We start from the raw sequence: 15010 nt of genomic DNA, 5'->3' as shown, positions 1-15010 counted from the left end.
AAACAAGGAATGTGCAGACGAATATCTCCGCAGGTATATTTGCGGTATCAATTCTTCAAAGCAGGAGAGTATACATATTTATTAAGTAATTGCAATTACTTAATCTTGGAATATGCATTTTTAGAATATTTATTATGATTCTTCTTCCATCTATTATGAAACCAGAACCATTGTCCTGGGTTTTCTTTAACCCAATTACCTAAAATTTGATTAATAGTAACCATTATATTATAACAATCTGTTTGATTATTATTAGTTTTTTGTAATTTTATTGGCGGATGAATAATAATTTTAAAATAACTGTTATTACTATTAGTGCGAACCACTTGTAATGGTATAATTGGGTAGCTGAACTGTAATGCAATTTTAGCAATTGCCTGAGCAGTCATGGCTGGCTGCCCTAGAAATGGTACTTCAATACCATTATTCATTTTTTGATCTACCAGCATACCAATTGCATATCCTGATTTTATAGCAGATATTAGCTCTCTTGCACCTTGTGCTCCTTTGGGAATTAGCTTTATGTCACAATTTGTACGTGTATCGTTAACTATTTTATCAATATAAGGATTATTTAATTTTCGGTAAATAATAGCAAATTTAGGGTAAAATTTATTGATAATTTTAAGAGCAAAATCCCAATTAGCAAAATGTCCGGTAAATAATAAGAACGGTTGGCGTAATTTCTGGAATTCTATTATATTCTCAAGCCCACTTATCTCTATTCGTCTAGATAATTCTTCCTCTGACATCTTATTAACATATGGAAATTCTCCTATAAAACTGCCAAAATTATCCCATACTTGATTAACGATTGCTTGAGAATTTATAGACCCTTCATTTGTGTATAGATTATTGCCAAGAATATTTTGAATATTTTCTTTTGCAACTTTATTAACTGGTAACAAAGGACCTATCTTCCTTGCTAAGGATCGACAAATATTTACAGATTTGTCAATACCCAATGCCCCTAGTATCTTTACTACTATTAAAACAAAAAAATACTCTAGTAGGTATTTAATATTATTAAATAATTTTTTCATATATTAAATCTACTAATAATTGTTGATTATTTAATAATAAATGTACATCGCAACATATTACTGATAAGTCAGTATCACATATTCGTACGTAATCTTTTCTGGTTGTTATTAAAAGAGAGTTAGATTTTTTTGATTGTTCTTTTAAATATTCTAAATCTTCTGCAGAATATTGATGATGATCAGGAAAAATCTTATGACCGATTAACTGCAATCCATAATTTTCTAATGTAGAGAGAAACCTTTCAGGATTTCCTATACCACTAAAGGCAAAATAATTTTTTGTCTTGTCGATGTTTATAGAGGGAACTATTTGAGCTTGAAAAAAGGCACATTCTTTAGAGCTAATATGATTAGCACTTAGCCATAGTAAATTGCTGTCATTGCAAGGAGGTGCGAAGCTAGAAAGAAGCAATCCATTTCTATTCACTTTCCTGGATTGCTTCGTAGCTACTAAAGCAGCTTCTCGCAATGACGTTTGTAAGTTGGACTTAACATTTAGGTTAGCTATATATGAGGGAAAAGAATCAGAGCCTACTGAAATAACTATATCGGCTTTGTCAATAGCTTGTTTGGGGTATTGACGCAGAGGACCAGCTGGAATTAAGAACCCATTGCCAAATAATCTATTAGCATCAACTGACAGAATAACAATATCCTTATGAAAATTAGGATTCTGCATCGAGTCATCTACTATAATCACCTTTGGCTTAATCCTTTCTATAAAAGGCTCTATATCTTGAATTTTCTTTGCGGCAATGACTTTACCATATTTTAACAGCATTACTGCTTCATCCCCGACATCTGCTACTGTATGATGTGCTTCAACTAACGATGCCGTTTGAAGATTACTGCCATAACCTTTAGTGATAATTATAAAATCAATATTAATAGCTTTCAATAGTTGAGCAAGGAAGATTACTATTTGAGTTTTACCAGTACCCCCGATGCTTATATTACCAACGCAAATTACTTTACAAGGAAATATTATTGGGCGAGCTGTGACCCTTCGTAGATAACTAGCAAAAAGATATAACCAGCTTAATGGTAATAATAAGTAGGCAATAATATTTTTACTTTGCCAAAATTTAGGGTAAATAAGCCTGATCATAGTTATTATAAGTAATATTATTAGTCATATTGTTCAAAGTCTTTGCAAGGAAAACCGTGGCACAACTGTTGAAAGTTAAAAAGTGGAACGGGTTTTATACCAATTGCAATAATTAACACGGTGTGTTTATCCAGTCTCTATACATAATTGATTTTACTAAATCTACATTATGAGCAAATTGATTCCAAGCGTAACAAGCCATAGTGACGATATCTTCATATACACCATAACATTGGTTAGACAAGAAATGATTTTTGATCCATTCCCAAACTTGTTCCATTGCATTAAGTTCCGGTGCATAGGGCGGAAGCGGTATCAAAGTGATATTGCTTGGCACAGTTAGTTTTTTGGCTGTGTGCCAACCTGCATTATCCGTTAGTAAAGCTATATGTCGGTTGCCTTGAATACTGCGAGAAAGCTCTTCTAAGAATTTATTCATTGCCTGTGTGTTTGCATATGGTAAAATTAATGCAAAAGCTTCTCCTGTATCATGGCAAGCAGCTCCATAAATATATGTTGAAATGAATTGCTGTTGCCGAACTTTACGGGGTCTAGTGCCACGCTTAGCCCATATACGAGTTAAGCTACCTTGTTGCCCAACTCGAGTTTCATCCTGAGACCATATATCAACTTTACATCTATCGATATTTTTTGGTAATAATTTTGTTAACATGTCTGGGAAGTTTTTTTATATGTATTTTGAGTCTCTTGATTTGACTTTGGATGCATTGAACGAGAAGTAATCCAGCTAAAACCAAGGCGGTGCATAGTATTGTAGACTGTTTTTAAAGCGCATTTAGCACCATATTCCTCAAGTAACATGATATGTAGCTCCTTTCCAGTTATATACCCACCAGTTTTACTTTCACTGAGCGTATTGATTTTATCAAAAAGAGCAGACTCTTGTATAGTGTTAATCTTCCTAGGGGCACCGCTTCTTTGTGATTCAAATAATCCTTCAAAACCATGATTCCTAAATCTTCTGAGCCATGATTGCACAGTTTTCCAGTGTGACTTCACTATTTCAGATATGGCTTTTAAAGATTTGCCTAATTGAAGGTGATACATCGCCAATAAACGTATACGATTTCGACCATGCGGCTCATGTTTCATCATTTTTATAAAATCATGACCATGAAAACCTTGTGGTAATATTAACCTAGCCATTTGAGTACCTTTATCAGTTAAAAACCCATTTTACACCACTGCGTTAATTATTGCAATTGGTATTAGATAGCTTTTCCGTCATTGCGAGCCACCGTAGGTGGCGTGGCAATCCATAAAAGAGTAGATTGCTTCGTCGGCTCACGCCTTTCTCGCAATGACGGTTTTCCAATTATTACCTTCTTAAACTGATGCATATGCACGTAGCCGGGAATCTAGCCCCCTGCTTTCGCAGGGGTGACATCCAACTTTTTCGTCATTTCCGCCCACTATGTCATATATGGACGAGTGAATTTGTCAACAAAGAAAATAAAAAAATAGAGCCACAAAGGAAGCGGTCATATATTCGGCATCGAGTGCCATAATACGTCAATTCGGGATAAGGATATTGTGAACATGTAGATTAAAATCAAATTTTGTTGAAGGTTTATTTTTCTTTAATGAGTAAGCAACAAGAGTAGATAATATATGGACAAAGGCATTTATTGGTGATCTATGTCTAGTATGTTCAAGGTTCATTTTATTTTTTAGATAATCAAAAACTGTTTCAATTAAGTTACGCTTTCGAAGTAAGATTTTTTCTTTCAAATCCATTAATTTATTTTCCATATTCTTCTTAATTCCATGAATCATTTTTAAGCCTCTTTCATATAAATTTAAGAACAAATTTTGCTTAATATAACCTTTATCAGCTGCTATAATTCCAGTTAATCTTTTTGTTAACTCCGGTACTGGAACCCTATCATCTACATTGCCTTTGGTCACTTTTAATGCCATAAACTCCCCTTTATTATTGATTATTACATGTAATTTAAAACCATAAAAATACCCCATAGAGGATTTACTATGTTTGGCTAATCCTTTAAAAACTTTATTGCTATAACGCCTTTTATTGTGACAAGCTTTAATCGTTGTAGAGTCAATAAAATAAATACCTGTTTCCTCACCAAACAACAAATGAATCAACATATTTAGCGGTATGAATAATCGTGCCATTAATTCAACAAATCTATTATAACTCAAGGCTTTGGGAAAATCATCCTTATGCATGCACTCTATATAACTTTTATAGAAAAATTTAAAATTCTTAGCATAGGATGTATGAAACATAATTATTATTGTTAACATTTCACTTAGACTCATGCTACAACAGCGATTTCTTTGCTTATTTGATGGTAATAACTTTCTCTGTTCATACTCCAAATAAATTTTACAAAAATCATCTATAAAACTATATAATTCTGTGATATCTTTTTTCATGCCTGTAGTTTGTTTTTTTGTTTAAAAATATAAATACTGCAGGCACTCCTTTTTGACAATCCTTTTATCTATTACTATTTCATCTATATCTTATCCCGAACTGACGTATAATGGTTTCTGCATTCTTATAAATATCCTTGAGTGACCTCTCATTCCCACGGCTTCTAGAGCCTCGACATAATTACGGATTTTATTCAGAATACTTATTCATTAACTCTTTAACTTTCGTTCTCTTTATTGTTACTATTCTTTACTCGCAATATTTATCAATTACCAATTTTTATTTAGTTGACATAGTTTCTTCTTTTTTCTCAACTAAACTAATTTGCAACATATTCGCTACCATTGGTGACTACTGCATAAGCAATCCTTGCTAACTTATTTGCTAAACCAACACATATAATATTATATGATTTATTTTCAGCAAATTTCTTCACTGCCCACTGCACTAGTTTATCTTTCGATTCCTTACCACTTTTTGCTCTTATTGCTATTATAATGGTTCCAATATTTTGGACAGAAAAATAAGAAAAATGAGATAGAATTCTTTAGCAAACAAGGAGAGCTAGAGATGAAAAAACAAGTAAGGCAATATAGTGCTGAGGAGAAAGCCAAAATTGTCATAGAAGCAATTAAGGGAGAGCTAACAATAGCCCAGATAACCAGTAAGTATGGTGTTCATGCAACACAGATAAGTAACTGGAAAAAACAAGGTCTTGAGTTGTTAGTACAAGGTTTTAAGAATAAAACTATAATGGTTCCAATATTTTGGACAGAAAAATAAGAAAAATGAGATAGAATTCTTTAGCAAACAAGGAGAGCTAGAGATGAAAAAACAAGTAAGGCAATATAGTGCTGAGGAGAAAGCCAAAATTGTCATAGAAGCAATTAAGGGAGAGCTAACAATAGCCCAGATAACCAGTAAGTATGGTGTTCATGCAACACAGATCAGTAACTGGAAAAAACAAGGTCTTGAGTTGTTAGTACAAGGTTTTAAGAATAAAACTATAATGGTCCCAATATTTTGGACAGAAAAATGAGATAGAATTCTTTAGCAAACAAGGAGAGCTAGAGATGAAAAAACAAGTAAAGCAATATAGTGCTGAGGAGAAAGCCAAAATTGTCATAGAAGCAATTAAGGGAGAGCTAACAATAGCCCAGATAACCAGTAAGTATGGTGTTCATGCAACACAGATCAGTAACTGGAAAAAACAAGGTCTTGAGTTGTTAGTACAAGGTTTTAAGAATAAAACTATAATGGTCCCAATATTTTGGACAGAAAAATGAGATAGAATTCTTTAGCAAACAAGGAGAGCTAGAGATGAAAAAACAAGTAAAGCAATATAGTGCTGAGGAGAAAGCCAAAATTGTCATAGAAGCAATTAAGGGAGAGCTAACAATAGCCCAGATAACCAGTAAGTATGGTGTTCATGCAACACAGATCAGTAACTGGAAAAAACAAGGTCTTGAGTTGTTAGTACAAGGTTTTAAGAATAAAACTATAATGGTCCCAATATTTTGGACAGAAAAATGAGATAGAATTCTTTAGCAAACAAGGAGAGCTAGAGATGAAAAAACAAGTAAAGCAATATAGTGCTGAGGAGAAAGCCAAAATTGTCATAGAAGCAATTAAGGGAGAGCTAACAATAGCCCAGATAACCAGTAAGTATGGTGTTCATGCAACACAGATCAGTAACTGGAAAAAACAAGGTCTTGAGTTGTTAGTACAAGGTTTTAAGAATAAAACTATAATGGTCCCAATATTTTGGACAGAAAAATGAGATAGAATTCTTTAGCAAACAAGGAGAGCTAGAGATGAAAAAACAAGTAAGGCAATATAGTGCTGAGGAGAAAGCCAAAATTGTCATAGAAGCAATTAAGGGAGAGCTAACAATAGCCCAGATAACCAGTAAGTATGGTGTTCATGCAACACAGATCAGTAACTGGAAAAAACAAGGTCTTGAGTTGTTAGTACAAGGTTTTAAGAATAAAACTATAATGGTCCCAATATTTTGGACAGAAAAATGAGATAGAATTCTTTAGCAAACAAGGAGAGCTAGAGATGAAAAAACAAGTAAAGCAATATAGTGCTGAGGAGAAAGCCAAAATTGTCATAGAAGCAATTAAGGGAGAGCTAACAATAGCCCAGATAACCAGTAAGTATGGTGTTCATGCAACACAGATCAGTAACTGGAAAAAACAAGGTCTTGAGTTGTTAGTACAAGGTTTTAAGAATAAAACACAGAGTGCTGATCCAAATCAGCAGGGGTTAATCAAGAATCTATATGAGCAAATTGGTCAGTTAAGCGTTGAGTGTGACTGGCTCAAAAAAAAATCTGCATTGTTTGGAATTAAAGGTTAGGTGTAATATGATAGAGCCTAATCATAATAAGTTAACAATTGTACAACAGTGTAAGTTATTGGATATTAGCAGGTCAACCTATTACTATCAACCTACTGGTATTAGTGAACAAGATATCAAGATTATGGCAATAATTGATGAGACCTATACTATGCATCCATATTATGGTATGCGGCGGATGGCTAAATATTTACAAGCCCAAGGTTTTTCGGTAGGTCGTAAAGCTGTTAGACGTTACTACAAGATAATGGGTCTTGAAGCTGTTTATCCTAAAATAAATTTAAGCAAGAGGAATCAAGCGCATAAAATATATCCTTATTTACTAAAAGGATTAGAAATAGTATTGCCAAACCAGGTTTGGAGTGCAGATATAACGTATATCATACCAATTGCAATAATTAACGCAGTGGTATAAAATGGGTTTTTAACTGATAAAGGTACTCAAATGGCTAGGTTAATATTACCACAAGGTTTTCATGGTCATGATTTTATAAAAATGATGAAACATGAGCCGCATGGTCGAAATCGTATACGTTTATTGGCGATGTATCACCTTCAATTAGGCAAATCTTTAAAAGCCATATCTGAAATAGTGAAGTCACACTGGAAAACTGTGCAATCATGGCTCAGAAGATTTAGGAATCATGGTTTTGAAGGATTATTTGAATCACAAAGAAGCGGCGCCCCTAGGAAGATTAACACTATACAAGAGTCTGCTCTTTTTGATAAAATCAATACGCTCAGTGAAAGTAAAACTGGTGGGTATATAACTGGAAAGGAGCTACATATCATGTTACTTGAGGAATATGGTGCTAAATGCGCTTTAAAAACAGTCTACAATACTATGCACCGCCTTGGTTTTAGCTGGATTACTTCTCGTTCAATGCATCCAAAGTCAAATCAAGAGACTCAAAATACATATAAAAAAACTTCCCAGACATGTTAACAAAATTATTACCAAAAAATATCGATAGATGTAAAGTTGATATATGGTCTCAGGATGAAACTCGAGTTGGGCAACAAGGTAGCTTAACTCGTATATGGGCTAAGCGTGGCACTAGACCCCGTAAAGTTCGGCAACAGCAATTCATTTCAACATATATTTATGGAGCTGCTTGCCATGATACAGGAGAAGCTTTTGCATTAATTTTACCATATGCAAACACACAGGCAATGAATAAATTCTTAGAAGAGCTTTCTCGCAGTATTCAAGGCAACCGACATATAGCTTTACTAACGGATAATGCAGGTTGGCACACAGCCAAAAAACTAACTGTGCCAAGCAATATCACTTTGATACCGCTTCCGCCCTATGCACCGGAACTTAATGCAATGGAACAAGTTTGGGAATGGATCAAAAATCATTTCTTGTCTAACCAATGTTATGGTGTATATGAAGATATCGTCACTATGGCTTGTTACGCTTGGAATCAATTTGCTCATAATGTAGATTTAGTAAAATCAATTATGTATAGAGACTGGATAAACACACCGTGTTAATTATTGCAATTGGTATAAGACTGAGCCAAGGGTTCGTATATTTAGTAGCTATTATTGACTGGTATAGTCGTTATATTCTAAGTTGGCGAATCTCCATTAGTTTGGAAAGTGAATTTTGTGTAACAGCCCTTGAAGACGCTATAGAAAAATATGGTATGCCAAAAATATTTAATACTGATCAAGGAGTACAATTTACCTCGGAGAATTTTATTAGTATGCTAAAGCTACATAATATCTTGATTAGTATGGATGGTAAGGGACGAGCCTTAGATAATATTTTTATTGAACGTTTTTGGCGATCATTAAAACAGGAAAAAATTTATCGGATTATTTTAACAACAGTAAAGGAGGCAAAGACAGCAATTAACGAATATATGGACTTTTATAATAGACAAAGGATGCATCAAGCTTTGGATTATAAAACTCCAGAATGTGTATATTTTGAAAAAAATATTGTATAAAAAGAGTCAATCATTTAATTTGTGTGTGCGTCAAGATAAGGTGCATTAATCTTACGGGTGAAAGTCCTGTTATGGAAGGAGTAGCTAGCTCCACCATATAGCGAGTCTTGTGCTGCTGAAGGTAACGACAGTAGTAAAGCGTAGACAGCGAAACATCCGAGCCGAAACCAAATGGTGAACGTGATAGCCCTGAAATGATATTGGTAGTGGAAGTCGATGTGCTACACAACGCAGTAGACAAGAGAAAACTAGAGGTCAAACTAGCGAAAATCCGAAAGTTTTCAACCATCGGGGTCTCAGGCGTCAGCGAGTTTGTAGAGATTAATGACACAACTTGAGAAGTCCTTATAACTCTTACTGAGTTAAGTAAGTATTCAAAGTACAAGTGCCGAAACATAAGGCTTTGGAGATGGTGTTAAGGATGGCTGAGTCAGTTGTAGTAGTGATGAAGCTTCGTAATGGGAGTGGAGCGAAGGGCTGACAGAAAGGTAAGAACGTAAGAGGGAAACAATGACCGTACACAGCATAGACGGAAATACATGGTCAACGAAACTTGAGCGTATAAAGTTGCTATCATCACAAAATCAAGACATAAAGTTTAATAATCTTGGACATATTATTGATTTAAAGATGTTAGAAGAACAATATAAGGAACTTGATAGCAAGAAAGCTGTAGGAATAGATGGTATAACCAAAGCGGTTTATGGTAAGAAGTTGGAAGCAAATTTGCTCTCGCTCCTTACTAAAATTCGCAAGGGGCAATATCAAGCTAAACCTGCACGAATTACATTGATTCCAAAAGAAGATGGAGGCAAAAGACCTTTGGTAATATCATGCTTTGAAGACAAGATAATCGAGTCGGCAGTAAGCAAGATATTAAACTCAGTGTTCGAGCCAATATTCTTAAAATGTTCTTACGGGTTTCGACCTAAATTAAACGCCCATGATGCACTTAAGGAGTTGAATAGACTTACGTATAACTTCAATAAAGGAGCTGTAGTTGAAATTGATATAACTAAGTGCTTCAATTCAATCAAACATTCTGAGTTGATGGGATTCCTAAGAAAGAGAATATCTGACAAAAGATTCCTAAGACTAGTTATGAAACTGATGGAAACACCAATTATAGAAAACGGCATTACAGTTACTAACAAGGAAGGATGCCGCCAAGGGTCTAAAACATCACCAATTTTGGCAAATGTCTTCCTACATTATGTTATTGACTGTTGGTTTGCTAAAATCAGCAAGGAAAACATAAGAGGGCAAACTGGAATGGTGAGGTATTGTGACGATATGGTGTTCGTCTTTGAGAATGAAGAAGACGCGAGGAAGTTTTATGAGGTTTTGCCCAAAAGATTAAACAAGTATGGCTTGAACATCAATGAAGCTAAATCGCAGATGATTCAGTCCGGTAGATACCATGCTGAGGACTTAGCTAAGCAAGGTAAGAAGATCAAGAGTTATAATTTTCTTGGCTTTACTTGCTATTGGGGTAAATCAAGGTTTGGTAACATATGGAGATTAAAATATACCACAAGGAAAGATCGATTTACCGAGAAGCTTAAAGGGCTAAGAGAATATCTACGAAGTCACCTTAATGAGAGGGGCAAAGAACAGATATTATTGCAAGTCATTAGAGCTACAAAGGGGTGGATCAATTATCATGGTATATCAGATAATCAAAGACGAGTAAGTTCATTTATTCACCAAACTAGGCGAGCAATATATGGGTGGTTTAATAGAATGGGTGGGAAGCGTAAGATGAATTGGCAAAGATTAGCTGAAATACTCAAAAGGGTCGACTTTCCAAATAAGTGGAAGACCATTTCAATGTTCTAAAACCAACAAAAAAAAATAGGGTACAAGCCTATCTTACCTTTCGGGAGCCGGATGCGGTAGCTCTGCATGTCCGGTTCTGAGGAGGGGCTTAACCAAGCAATTGGTTAGGTCTACTCACAAAGTTCATTTTTTATTTTCCAATAAATCATATTTAAAATCTCCACAAAGTATTTCAAATTGATTTAAAGCTAAAGACCAATCTTTAATAGGCATGGTCCATTTTTTGGCTGCATTTTGTAGGGATAAAAATATTATTTTTTGAATTGACTTATCATCTGGAAACACCCCCTTATTTTTGATAATTTTTCTAATTTGACGATTTACAGATTCTATAGTGTTAGTAGTATAAATTACCTTTCTGTTCTCTTCAGGAAAGGCAAAAAACGGTATTATCCCAGACCAATTACGTTGCCAAATATCAGAAATTACCGGATATTTTTTATCCCATTTTACACCAAATTGCTGAAGTTTTAAACGTGCCATTTCGTCATTATTAGCTGTATAAATTTGTTTTAGATCTGATGTGACCTCTTTTAAATCTTTATATGACACATACTTTACTGAATTGCGAACCATATGTACAATACATAATTGTACTATAGTACTCGGGAATACACTGCTTATAGCTTCTGGAAAGCCCTTTAAACCCCACACAAGCAACATAAATTTGTTCAATTCCTCGATTCTTTAACTCAGTAACTACTTGCATCCAAAATTTAGCACCTTCATTTTTGCCTATCCAAATGCCAAGTAACTCCTTTTTCCCTTCTATATTTACAGCAAGTGCTAAATATACTGCTTTATTTATTACTATGTGATTGTCTCTAGATTTTACATAGATACAGTCCAAGTATAATATTGGATACACCCTATCTAAACAACGATTTTGCCACCTAGTTACTTCTTCTATTACCCCATCTGTTATGGTGGATATCAAGTCACCAGATACATCAGTTTGATATATTTCTTCTAAATGCCCTCGGATCTCGCTGACTGTCATACCGCGACCATAAAGGGATATCACTTTCTCATCAAATCCATTAAATCTCCTCAGCCCTTTTGGTATTAATTGAGGATTATACTCTCCTTCCCGATCTCTTGGTACTTCTACTGTCAGCTTACGACCATCCCCATCAATTACTGTCTTCTCATAGCTACCATTACGACGATTATTATCTACTTTTGGCATCTTGCTATGTTTTGAATATCCTAATTCATGATCCAACTCACTTGCTAATATTTTCTCAACTATTTGCTTCTTTAGCTGTTGAAATAAACCATCTCGACCAAATAACTCCGATGGATCTGCTTTTGATAATAATTCTTCTACTAGCTGATTACTGATGTTTAATGTATCTTTATCTGTATCTAATTTTTTAGCCATAATTCCTCCTTGCTTGCTTAAGTTACTTTTTTTACAGTAATCTCTTACTGCTTTCTTTGCAACTTACACAAACTATAGGACAGACTCTACTCATTATTTACTTATGGATTTGATTGGATAAAAGATTATTTTTATAACTCGTTAAGTGATACCCCTGCTATGTTGTTTTCATTACTACGAAAACACATTATGATTGCTTTTCAACTTCAACAATAACTGTGGGGTACTTATATCTTTAAATTATGATATAAGTAATGGTAAGAGGGTGATTTGAGGGGTACTTGATTGAGATAATCGAGCATAGAATAAGTACCCTCTTACAAAGTTTGCTTTGAACAAATTGCAGAAGGTGTTGGAAGTAGCAGCCTTGCACAATAAGACGAAGGAGATTATATCATGAGTAAAATAATAGGTCTAGATGTAAGTAAACAATGGCTTGATATATGTGTATATAATACAAGCGATAAACCTAAATATCATCGTTTTGCCAATGATGCAGCTGGTCATGAAGAGGTGATTAAATTAGCAAAAGAGCAAGAGATTAAGCTAATAATATGTGAACCCACTGGAGGATACGAAGCTGAGATTTGTCAAAAGCTGTATAATAATAAGCAACAAATACATAAGGTCAATACATATAGTTTTAATTCTTTTAGTAAATCGGTAAATTTGTGTAAAACTGATAGGAAGGATGCATTTAAATTAGCATATTATGGTGATAAGATGCAGCTTTCAGCGAATTATAGTTGGTGGTGAGCTATGGTAAAAATAAAACCTTCTTTCAAACTAGTGTGTTAGGAGAAAGAATATTTGAAAAGTAAGAAGGGAGGGATTATAAAGTTCTCGAATAATAACAACAAAATTGGAGAATATATTATGATCCCTCTTACGGAGATTTTCTGCTTAATTGATGATTTTTGCAAGCATTTTGATACGGAGCAAAATAAATATATATTACCAAATCCTAACCGTAAGCGTAAAGTAGTTTGCAGTATAGGACTCTCAGAGATTATTACTATTATAGTAATGTTTCACTTGAGTCACTACCGTACCTTTAAAGATTTTTATTTATGCTGCCTATGTCAAAGTTATAGAAAGGAATTTCCAAAACTTGTGAGCTATAGTCGTTTTGTTCAGTTAATGCCAATGAGCTTCATGCCCATGGTATTACTGCTAAAAAGCCTATCAGGAAAACAAACTGGTCAATATTATATCGACTCTACTAAACTTCCTGCTTGCCCTAATTTAAGAATTAATAGACATAAAGTATTCAAAGACATAGCAAAAAGAGGTAAGACTTCCACTGGGTGGTTCTTTGGTTGTAAGCTACATATTGTCATTAACAGTTGCGGAGAGATTATGAGTTTTTCTTTAACTCCAGGAAATGTTGATGATAGAGCAGTGGTAGAAAATTTAGTAGATAAATTACAAGGCTGGCTTTTTGGTGATCGTGGGTATATCAGTAAAAAACTCACTCAATCCCTTGCTAATCAAGCTTTAGAACTAATAACAAAAATTAAAAGTAATATGAAAGAAAGAATAATAGATCCTATTAAAAAGCGGTTTTTAAATAAAAGGTATATTATTGAAACCATTAACGATCAACTAAAAAACCTTTGTCATATAGACCATACAAGGCACAGATCTGTTATGAATTTTCAAACTAACGTATTAGCTGGACTGCTTGCCTATGTTTTTAAGCCTAATAAAATTTCTGTAGCTTTTGGAAAATTAAACAATCTCAACCTTCCTCTTACATCAAACTGAGGTTATATTTAAATTCACTAAAAAAGCGTTGCTTCTCTTTGCTAATTGTGAAGGCTTCGTTAGATTGTTGCATCAATGGCTCAAGCAGCTTGTTGAGTCTAGTATTTTGGGCTATTCCGACTATATATTTTACATTATTTTCATCACACCAATCCAGCATCTGATGACGACAAAATCCACCATCACCACGAAAAATAATCTCTACTTCAGGCCACGATTGACAAAAACGCTTGACTAATAGAGATAATATTGCCCAGCTATGCTTTGCTTGTTCTAGCTTTGAGCTGCGAAGATTGCTTACTAACAGCTTTTTTCCACAAAAAACATATAAAGGTAGAAAGCAATTATGACGATAATATCCATGATAAAACTTCCCCTCTTGATTGCCATAAATTTCATCATCAGTGGCATCAAAATCAAGTATTAATTGTTTCGGCACGGTTTTATGAGATTCGACAAACTTGTCAATCATCACCTTATGAGCTTTAAGAGCAAATCCACGATCTGCTTTATTTTCTAAACGGCATAAAGTAGAGCTACTAGCCATATCGTCCAGTGTGTCTATACTTGTTTGCAAAGCTGGACATTTTCTTAAATTATCGTGATCATTTAAATCTTCATAACCAAGAGCAATACCATAAATACGCTGTTTGAGCATTGTTAAAATAGTATGAGTAATTTTATCAGAATCTCGCTTATCAGGAAAAATCTTAGCCAGTTCATTAGTTAGACCAAGTCTTTTATCTGCTTCTCTTAGCAATAATACACCTCCATCACTACTAATATTACCTCCTGTGAAATTTATTTCTATTTGACGATTTTTTACTTTCGATTGGTAAATTAATCCTGTACAATTTGTCATGGCAAAACCCTCTATGTAATCTTCTTTTAACACTGATATTATATAGTATTACAAGGGTTTTGTCTCTATTCTTTCATGCAATATTCAGGCTAGAATATTGGGATTTGGAATATTCAAAATTTTTACAGTTTTAAGTATCATCTTAGAATTTTGTATTTCAGCGTACATTAATGATTCAGAAATTCTAAATGATCGAGTATCTTGTTGTTTTGCCATAATTATAATCTTTTTAGTTAAAATATAGGTTATTGCCACGTTCA

The 15010-nt window shown here is 34.1% G+C and carries 22 protein-coding genes and 1 pseudogene; 14 read left to right on the top strand and 9 right to left on the bottom strand.

Annotation, left to right across the window (positions count from 1 at the left end; all coding sequences use genetic code 11):
• Nucleotides 1–95 precede the first annotated feature (95 nt).
• The 6 genes from NBW66_RS08970 to NBW66_RS14585 form a co-directional block, all read right to left on the bottom strand.
• On the bottom strand, nucleotides 96–1043 hold the full coding sequence (locus NBW66_RS08970) for an LpxL/LpxP family acyltransferase (protein WP_250310764.1): 948 nt from the start codon (nucleotides 1041–1043) through the stop codon (nucleotides 96–98).
• Nucleotides 1027–2151 (bottom strand): tetraacyldisaccharide 4'-kinase, encoded by a 1125-nt coding sequence (gene lpxK / locus NBW66_RS08965; RefSeq protein ID WP_250310763.1) that lies wholly within the window; start codon nucleotides 2149–2151, stop codon nucleotides 1027–1029. Before lpxK ends, NBW66_RS08970 begins: the two co-directional genes overlap by 17 nt.
• Nucleotides 2152–2263: 112 nt before the next feature.
• On the bottom strand, nucleotides 2264–2824 hold the full coding sequence (locus NBW66_RS08960; RefSeq protein ID WP_250310543.1) for an IS630 family transposase: 561 nt from the start codon (nucleotides 2822–2824) through the stop codon (nucleotides 2264–2266).
• Nucleotides 2818–3318, bottom strand: a complete 501-nt coding sequence (locus NBW66_RS08955; protein ID WP_250310542.1) for a helix-turn-helix domain-containing protein — start codon at nucleotides 3316–3318, stop codon at nucleotides 2818–2820. Before NBW66_RS08955 ends, NBW66_RS08960 begins: the two co-directional genes overlap by 7 nt.
• A gap of 366 nt (nucleotides 3319–3684) precedes the next feature.
• A complete protein-coding gene (locus tag NBW66_RS08950; RefSeq protein ID WP_250310582.1) occupies nucleotides 3685–4575 on the bottom strand; it encodes an IS982 family transposase in 891 nt (296 codons plus the stop codon).
• 320 nt (nucleotides 4576–4895) lie between these two features.
• The gene (locus NBW66_RS14585) at nucleotides 4896–5024 is read right to left on the bottom strand and encodes a hypothetical protein (RefSeq protein WP_284346674.1); all 129 of its coding nucleotides are present in this window, start codon (nucleotides 5022–5024) and stop codon (nucleotides 4896–4898) included.
• Nucleotides 5025–5146: 122 nt separating this feature from the next.
• Between NBW66_RS14585 and NBW66_RS08945 the strand changes: the two genes are divergently transcribed.
• The 12 genes from NBW66_RS08945 (at nucleotide 5147) to NBW66_RS08890 (ending at nucleotide 10737) form a co-directional block, all read left to right on the top strand.
• Nucleotides 5147–5359 carry a transposase gene (locus NBW66_RS08945; RefSeq protein WP_250310761.1) on the top strand — a complete coding sequence of 71 codons (213 nt, stop codon included), beginning with the start codon at nucleotides 5147–5149 and terminating at the stop codon, nucleotides 5357–5359.
• Nucleotides 5360–5402: 43 nt separating this feature from the next.
• Nucleotides 5403–5615, top strand: a complete 213-nt coding sequence (locus NBW66_RS08940) for a transposase (protein ID WP_250310761.1) — start codon at nucleotides 5403–5405, stop codon at nucleotides 5613–5615.
• 34 nt (nucleotides 5616–5649) lie between these two features.
• The gene (locus NBW66_RS08935) at nucleotides 5650–5862 is read left to right on the top strand and encodes a transposase (RefSeq protein ID WP_250310762.1); all 213 of its coding nucleotides are present in this window, start codon (nucleotides 5650–5652) and stop codon (nucleotides 5860–5862) included.
• Nucleotides 5863–5896: 34 nt separating this feature from the next.
• Complete coding sequence (locus tag NBW66_RS08930) at nucleotides 5897–6109, top strand: transposase (RefSeq protein WP_250310762.1); 213 nt, start codon at nucleotides 5897–5899, stop codon at nucleotides 6107–6109.
• Nucleotides 6110–6143: 34 nt separating this feature from the next.
• Nucleotides 6144–6356 carry a transposase gene (locus NBW66_RS08925; protein WP_250310762.1) on the top strand — a complete coding sequence of 71 codons (213 nt, stop codon included), beginning with the start codon at nucleotides 6144–6146 and terminating at the stop codon, nucleotides 6354–6356.
• 34 nt (nucleotides 6357–6390) lie between these two features.
• Nucleotides 6391–6603 carry a transposase gene (locus NBW66_RS08920; RefSeq protein ID WP_250310761.1) on the top strand — a complete coding sequence of 71 codons (213 nt, stop codon included), beginning with the start codon at nucleotides 6391–6393 and terminating at the stop codon, nucleotides 6601–6603.
• Nucleotides 6604–6637: 34 nt separating this feature from the next.
• Nucleotides 6638–6937, top strand: a complete 300-nt coding sequence (locus NBW66_RS08915; protein WP_250310760.1) for a transposase — start codon at nucleotides 6638–6640, stop codon at nucleotides 6935–6937.
• Between the two features lie 7 nt (nucleotides 6938–6944).
• Nucleotides 6945–7352, top strand: a complete 408-nt coding sequence (locus NBW66_RS08910; protein WP_250310759.1) for an IS3 family transposase — start codon at nucleotides 6945–6947, stop codon at nucleotides 7350–7352.
• Nucleotides 7353–7382: 30 nt separating this feature from the next.
• Nucleotides 7383–7883, top strand: a complete 501-nt coding sequence (locus NBW66_RS08905; RefSeq protein ID WP_250310542.1) for a helix-turn-helix domain-containing protein — start codon at nucleotides 7383–7385, stop codon at nucleotides 7881–7883.
• On the top strand, nucleotides 7877–8437 hold the full coding sequence (locus tag NBW66_RS08900; RefSeq protein WP_250310543.1) for an IS630 family transposase: 561 nt from the start codon (nucleotides 7877–7879) through the stop codon (nucleotides 8435–8437). Before NBW66_RS08905 ends, NBW66_RS08900 begins: the two co-directional genes overlap by 7 nt.
• Complete coding sequence (locus NBW66_RS08895) at nucleotides 8431–8898, top strand: IS3 family transposase (protein ID WP_250310758.1); 468 nt, start codon at nucleotides 8431–8433, stop codon at nucleotides 8896–8898. Before NBW66_RS08900 ends, NBW66_RS08895 begins: the two co-directional genes overlap by 7 nt.
• Nucleotides 8899–9408: 510 nt before the next feature.
• Nucleotides 9409–10737, top strand: a complete 1329-nt coding sequence (locus NBW66_RS08890; protein ID WP_250310618.1) for a reverse transcriptase domain-containing protein — start codon at nucleotides 9409–9411, stop codon at nucleotides 10735–10737.
• 123 nt (nucleotides 10738–10860) lie between these two features.
• Here the strand turns inward: NBW66_RS08890 and NBW66_RS08885 are convergent.
• Nucleotides 10861–12121: pseudogene (locus tag NBW66_RS08885) on the bottom strand (IS256 family transposase).
• Nucleotides 12122–12517: 396 nt separating this feature from the next.
• On the opposite strand from NBW66_RS08885, the gene NBW66_RS08880 reads away from it, so the two are divergent.
• A complete protein-coding gene (locus tag NBW66_RS08880; RefSeq protein ID WP_250310757.1) occupies nucleotides 12518–12877 on the top strand; it encodes an IS110 family transposase in 360 nt (119 codons plus the stop codon).
• Nucleotides 12878–12997: 120 nt separating this feature from the next.
• Nucleotides 12998–13888, top strand: coding sequence for an IS982 family transposase (locus tag NBW66_RS08875; RefSeq protein WP_250310756.1), 891 nt, complete (start codon nucleotides 12998–13000; stop codon nucleotides 13886–13888).
• On the opposite strand, the gene NBW66_RS08870 is transcribed toward NBW66_RS08875, so the two are convergent.
• Nucleotides 13875–14783 (bottom strand): IS1380 family transposase, encoded by a 909-nt coding sequence (locus NBW66_RS08870; RefSeq protein WP_250310755.1) that lies wholly within the window; start codon nucleotides 14781–14783, stop codon nucleotides 13875–13877. The genes NBW66_RS08875 and NBW66_RS08870 overlap by 14 nt on opposite strands.
• Before the next feature lie 51 nt (nucleotides 14784–14834).
• The gene (locus NBW66_RS14580) at nucleotides 14835–14966 is read right to left on the bottom strand and encodes a hypothetical protein (protein WP_284346679.1); all 132 of its coding nucleotides are present in this window, start codon (nucleotides 14964–14966) and stop codon (nucleotides 14835–14837) included.
• Nucleotides 14967–15010: the final 44 nt, after the last annotated feature.

Origin of the sequence: Rickettsia endosymbiont of Oedothorax gibbosus (assembly GCF_936269705.1) — a bacterium.
Taxonomy (GTDB): domain Bacteria; phylum Pseudomonadota; class Alphaproteobacteria; order Rickettsiales; family Rickettsiaceae; genus Tisiphia.
The sequence above is the reverse complement of the archived record's forward strand: the minus strand, read 5'-3'. Positions and strand labels throughout refer to the sequence as shown.

Coding starts and splice junctions, on each gene's coding strand:
- NBW66_RS08970 (WP_250310764.1), bottom strand. CDS start 1,043: ATGAAAAAATTATTTAATAATATTAAATACCTACTAGAGTATTTTTTT.
- lpxK (WP_250310763.1), bottom strand. CDS start 2,151: ATGATCAGGCTTATTTACCCTAAATTTTGGCAAAGTAAAAATATTATT.
- NBW66_RS08960 (WP_250310543.1), bottom strand. CDS start 2,824: ATGTTAACAAAATTATTACCAAAAAATATCGATAGATGTAAAGTTGAT.
- NBW66_RS08955 (WP_250310542.1), bottom strand. CDS start 3,318: ATGGCTAGGTTAATATTACCACAAGGTTTTCATGGTCATGATTTTATA.
- NBW66_RS08950 (WP_250310582.1), bottom strand. CDS start 4,575: ATGAAAAAAGATATCACAGAATTATATAGTTTTATAGATGATTTTTGT.
- NBW66_RS08945 (WP_250310761.1), top strand. CDS start 5,147: ATGAAAAAACAAGTAAGGCAATATAGTGCTGAGGAGAAAGCCAAAATT.
- NBW66_RS08940 (WP_250310761.1), top strand. CDS start 5,403: ATGAAAAAACAAGTAAGGCAATATAGTGCTGAGGAGAAAGCCAAAATT.
- NBW66_RS08935 (WP_250310762.1), top strand. CDS start 5,650: ATGAAAAAACAAGTAAAGCAATATAGTGCTGAGGAGAAAGCCAAAATT.
- NBW66_RS08930 (WP_250310762.1), top strand. CDS start 5,897: ATGAAAAAACAAGTAAAGCAATATAGTGCTGAGGAGAAAGCCAAAATT.
- NBW66_RS08925 (WP_250310762.1), top strand. CDS start 6,144: ATGAAAAAACAAGTAAAGCAATATAGTGCTGAGGAGAAAGCCAAAATT.
- NBW66_RS08920 (WP_250310761.1), top strand. CDS start 6,391: ATGAAAAAACAAGTAAGGCAATATAGTGCTGAGGAGAAAGCCAAAATT.
- NBW66_RS08915 (WP_250310760.1), top strand. CDS start 6,638: ATGAAAAAACAAGTAAAGCAATATAGTGCTGAGGAGAAAGCCAAAATT.
- NBW66_RS08910 (WP_250310759.1), top strand. CDS start 6,945: ATGATAGAGCCTAATCATAATAAGTTAACAATTGTACAACAGTGTAAG.
- NBW66_RS08905 (WP_250310542.1), top strand. CDS start 7,383: ATGGCTAGGTTAATATTACCACAAGGTTTTCATGGTCATGATTTTATA.
- NBW66_RS08900 (WP_250310543.1), top strand. CDS start 7,877: ATGTTAACAAAATTATTACCAAAAAATATCGATAGATGTAAAGTTGAT.
- NBW66_RS08890 (WP_250310618.1), top strand. CDS start 9,409: ATGACCGTACACAGCATAGACGGAAATACATGGTCAACGAAACTTGAG.
- NBW66_RS08880 (WP_250310757.1), top strand. CDS start 12,518: ATGAGTAAAATAATAGGTCTAGATGTAAGTAAACAATGGCTTGATATA.
- NBW66_RS08875 (WP_250310756.1), top strand. CDS start 12,998: ATGATCCCTCTTACGGAGATTTTCTGCTTAATTGATGATTTTTGCAAG.
- NBW66_RS14580 (WP_284346679.1), bottom strand. CDS start 14,966: ATGGCAAAACAACAAGATACTCGATCATTTAGAATTTCTGAATCATTA.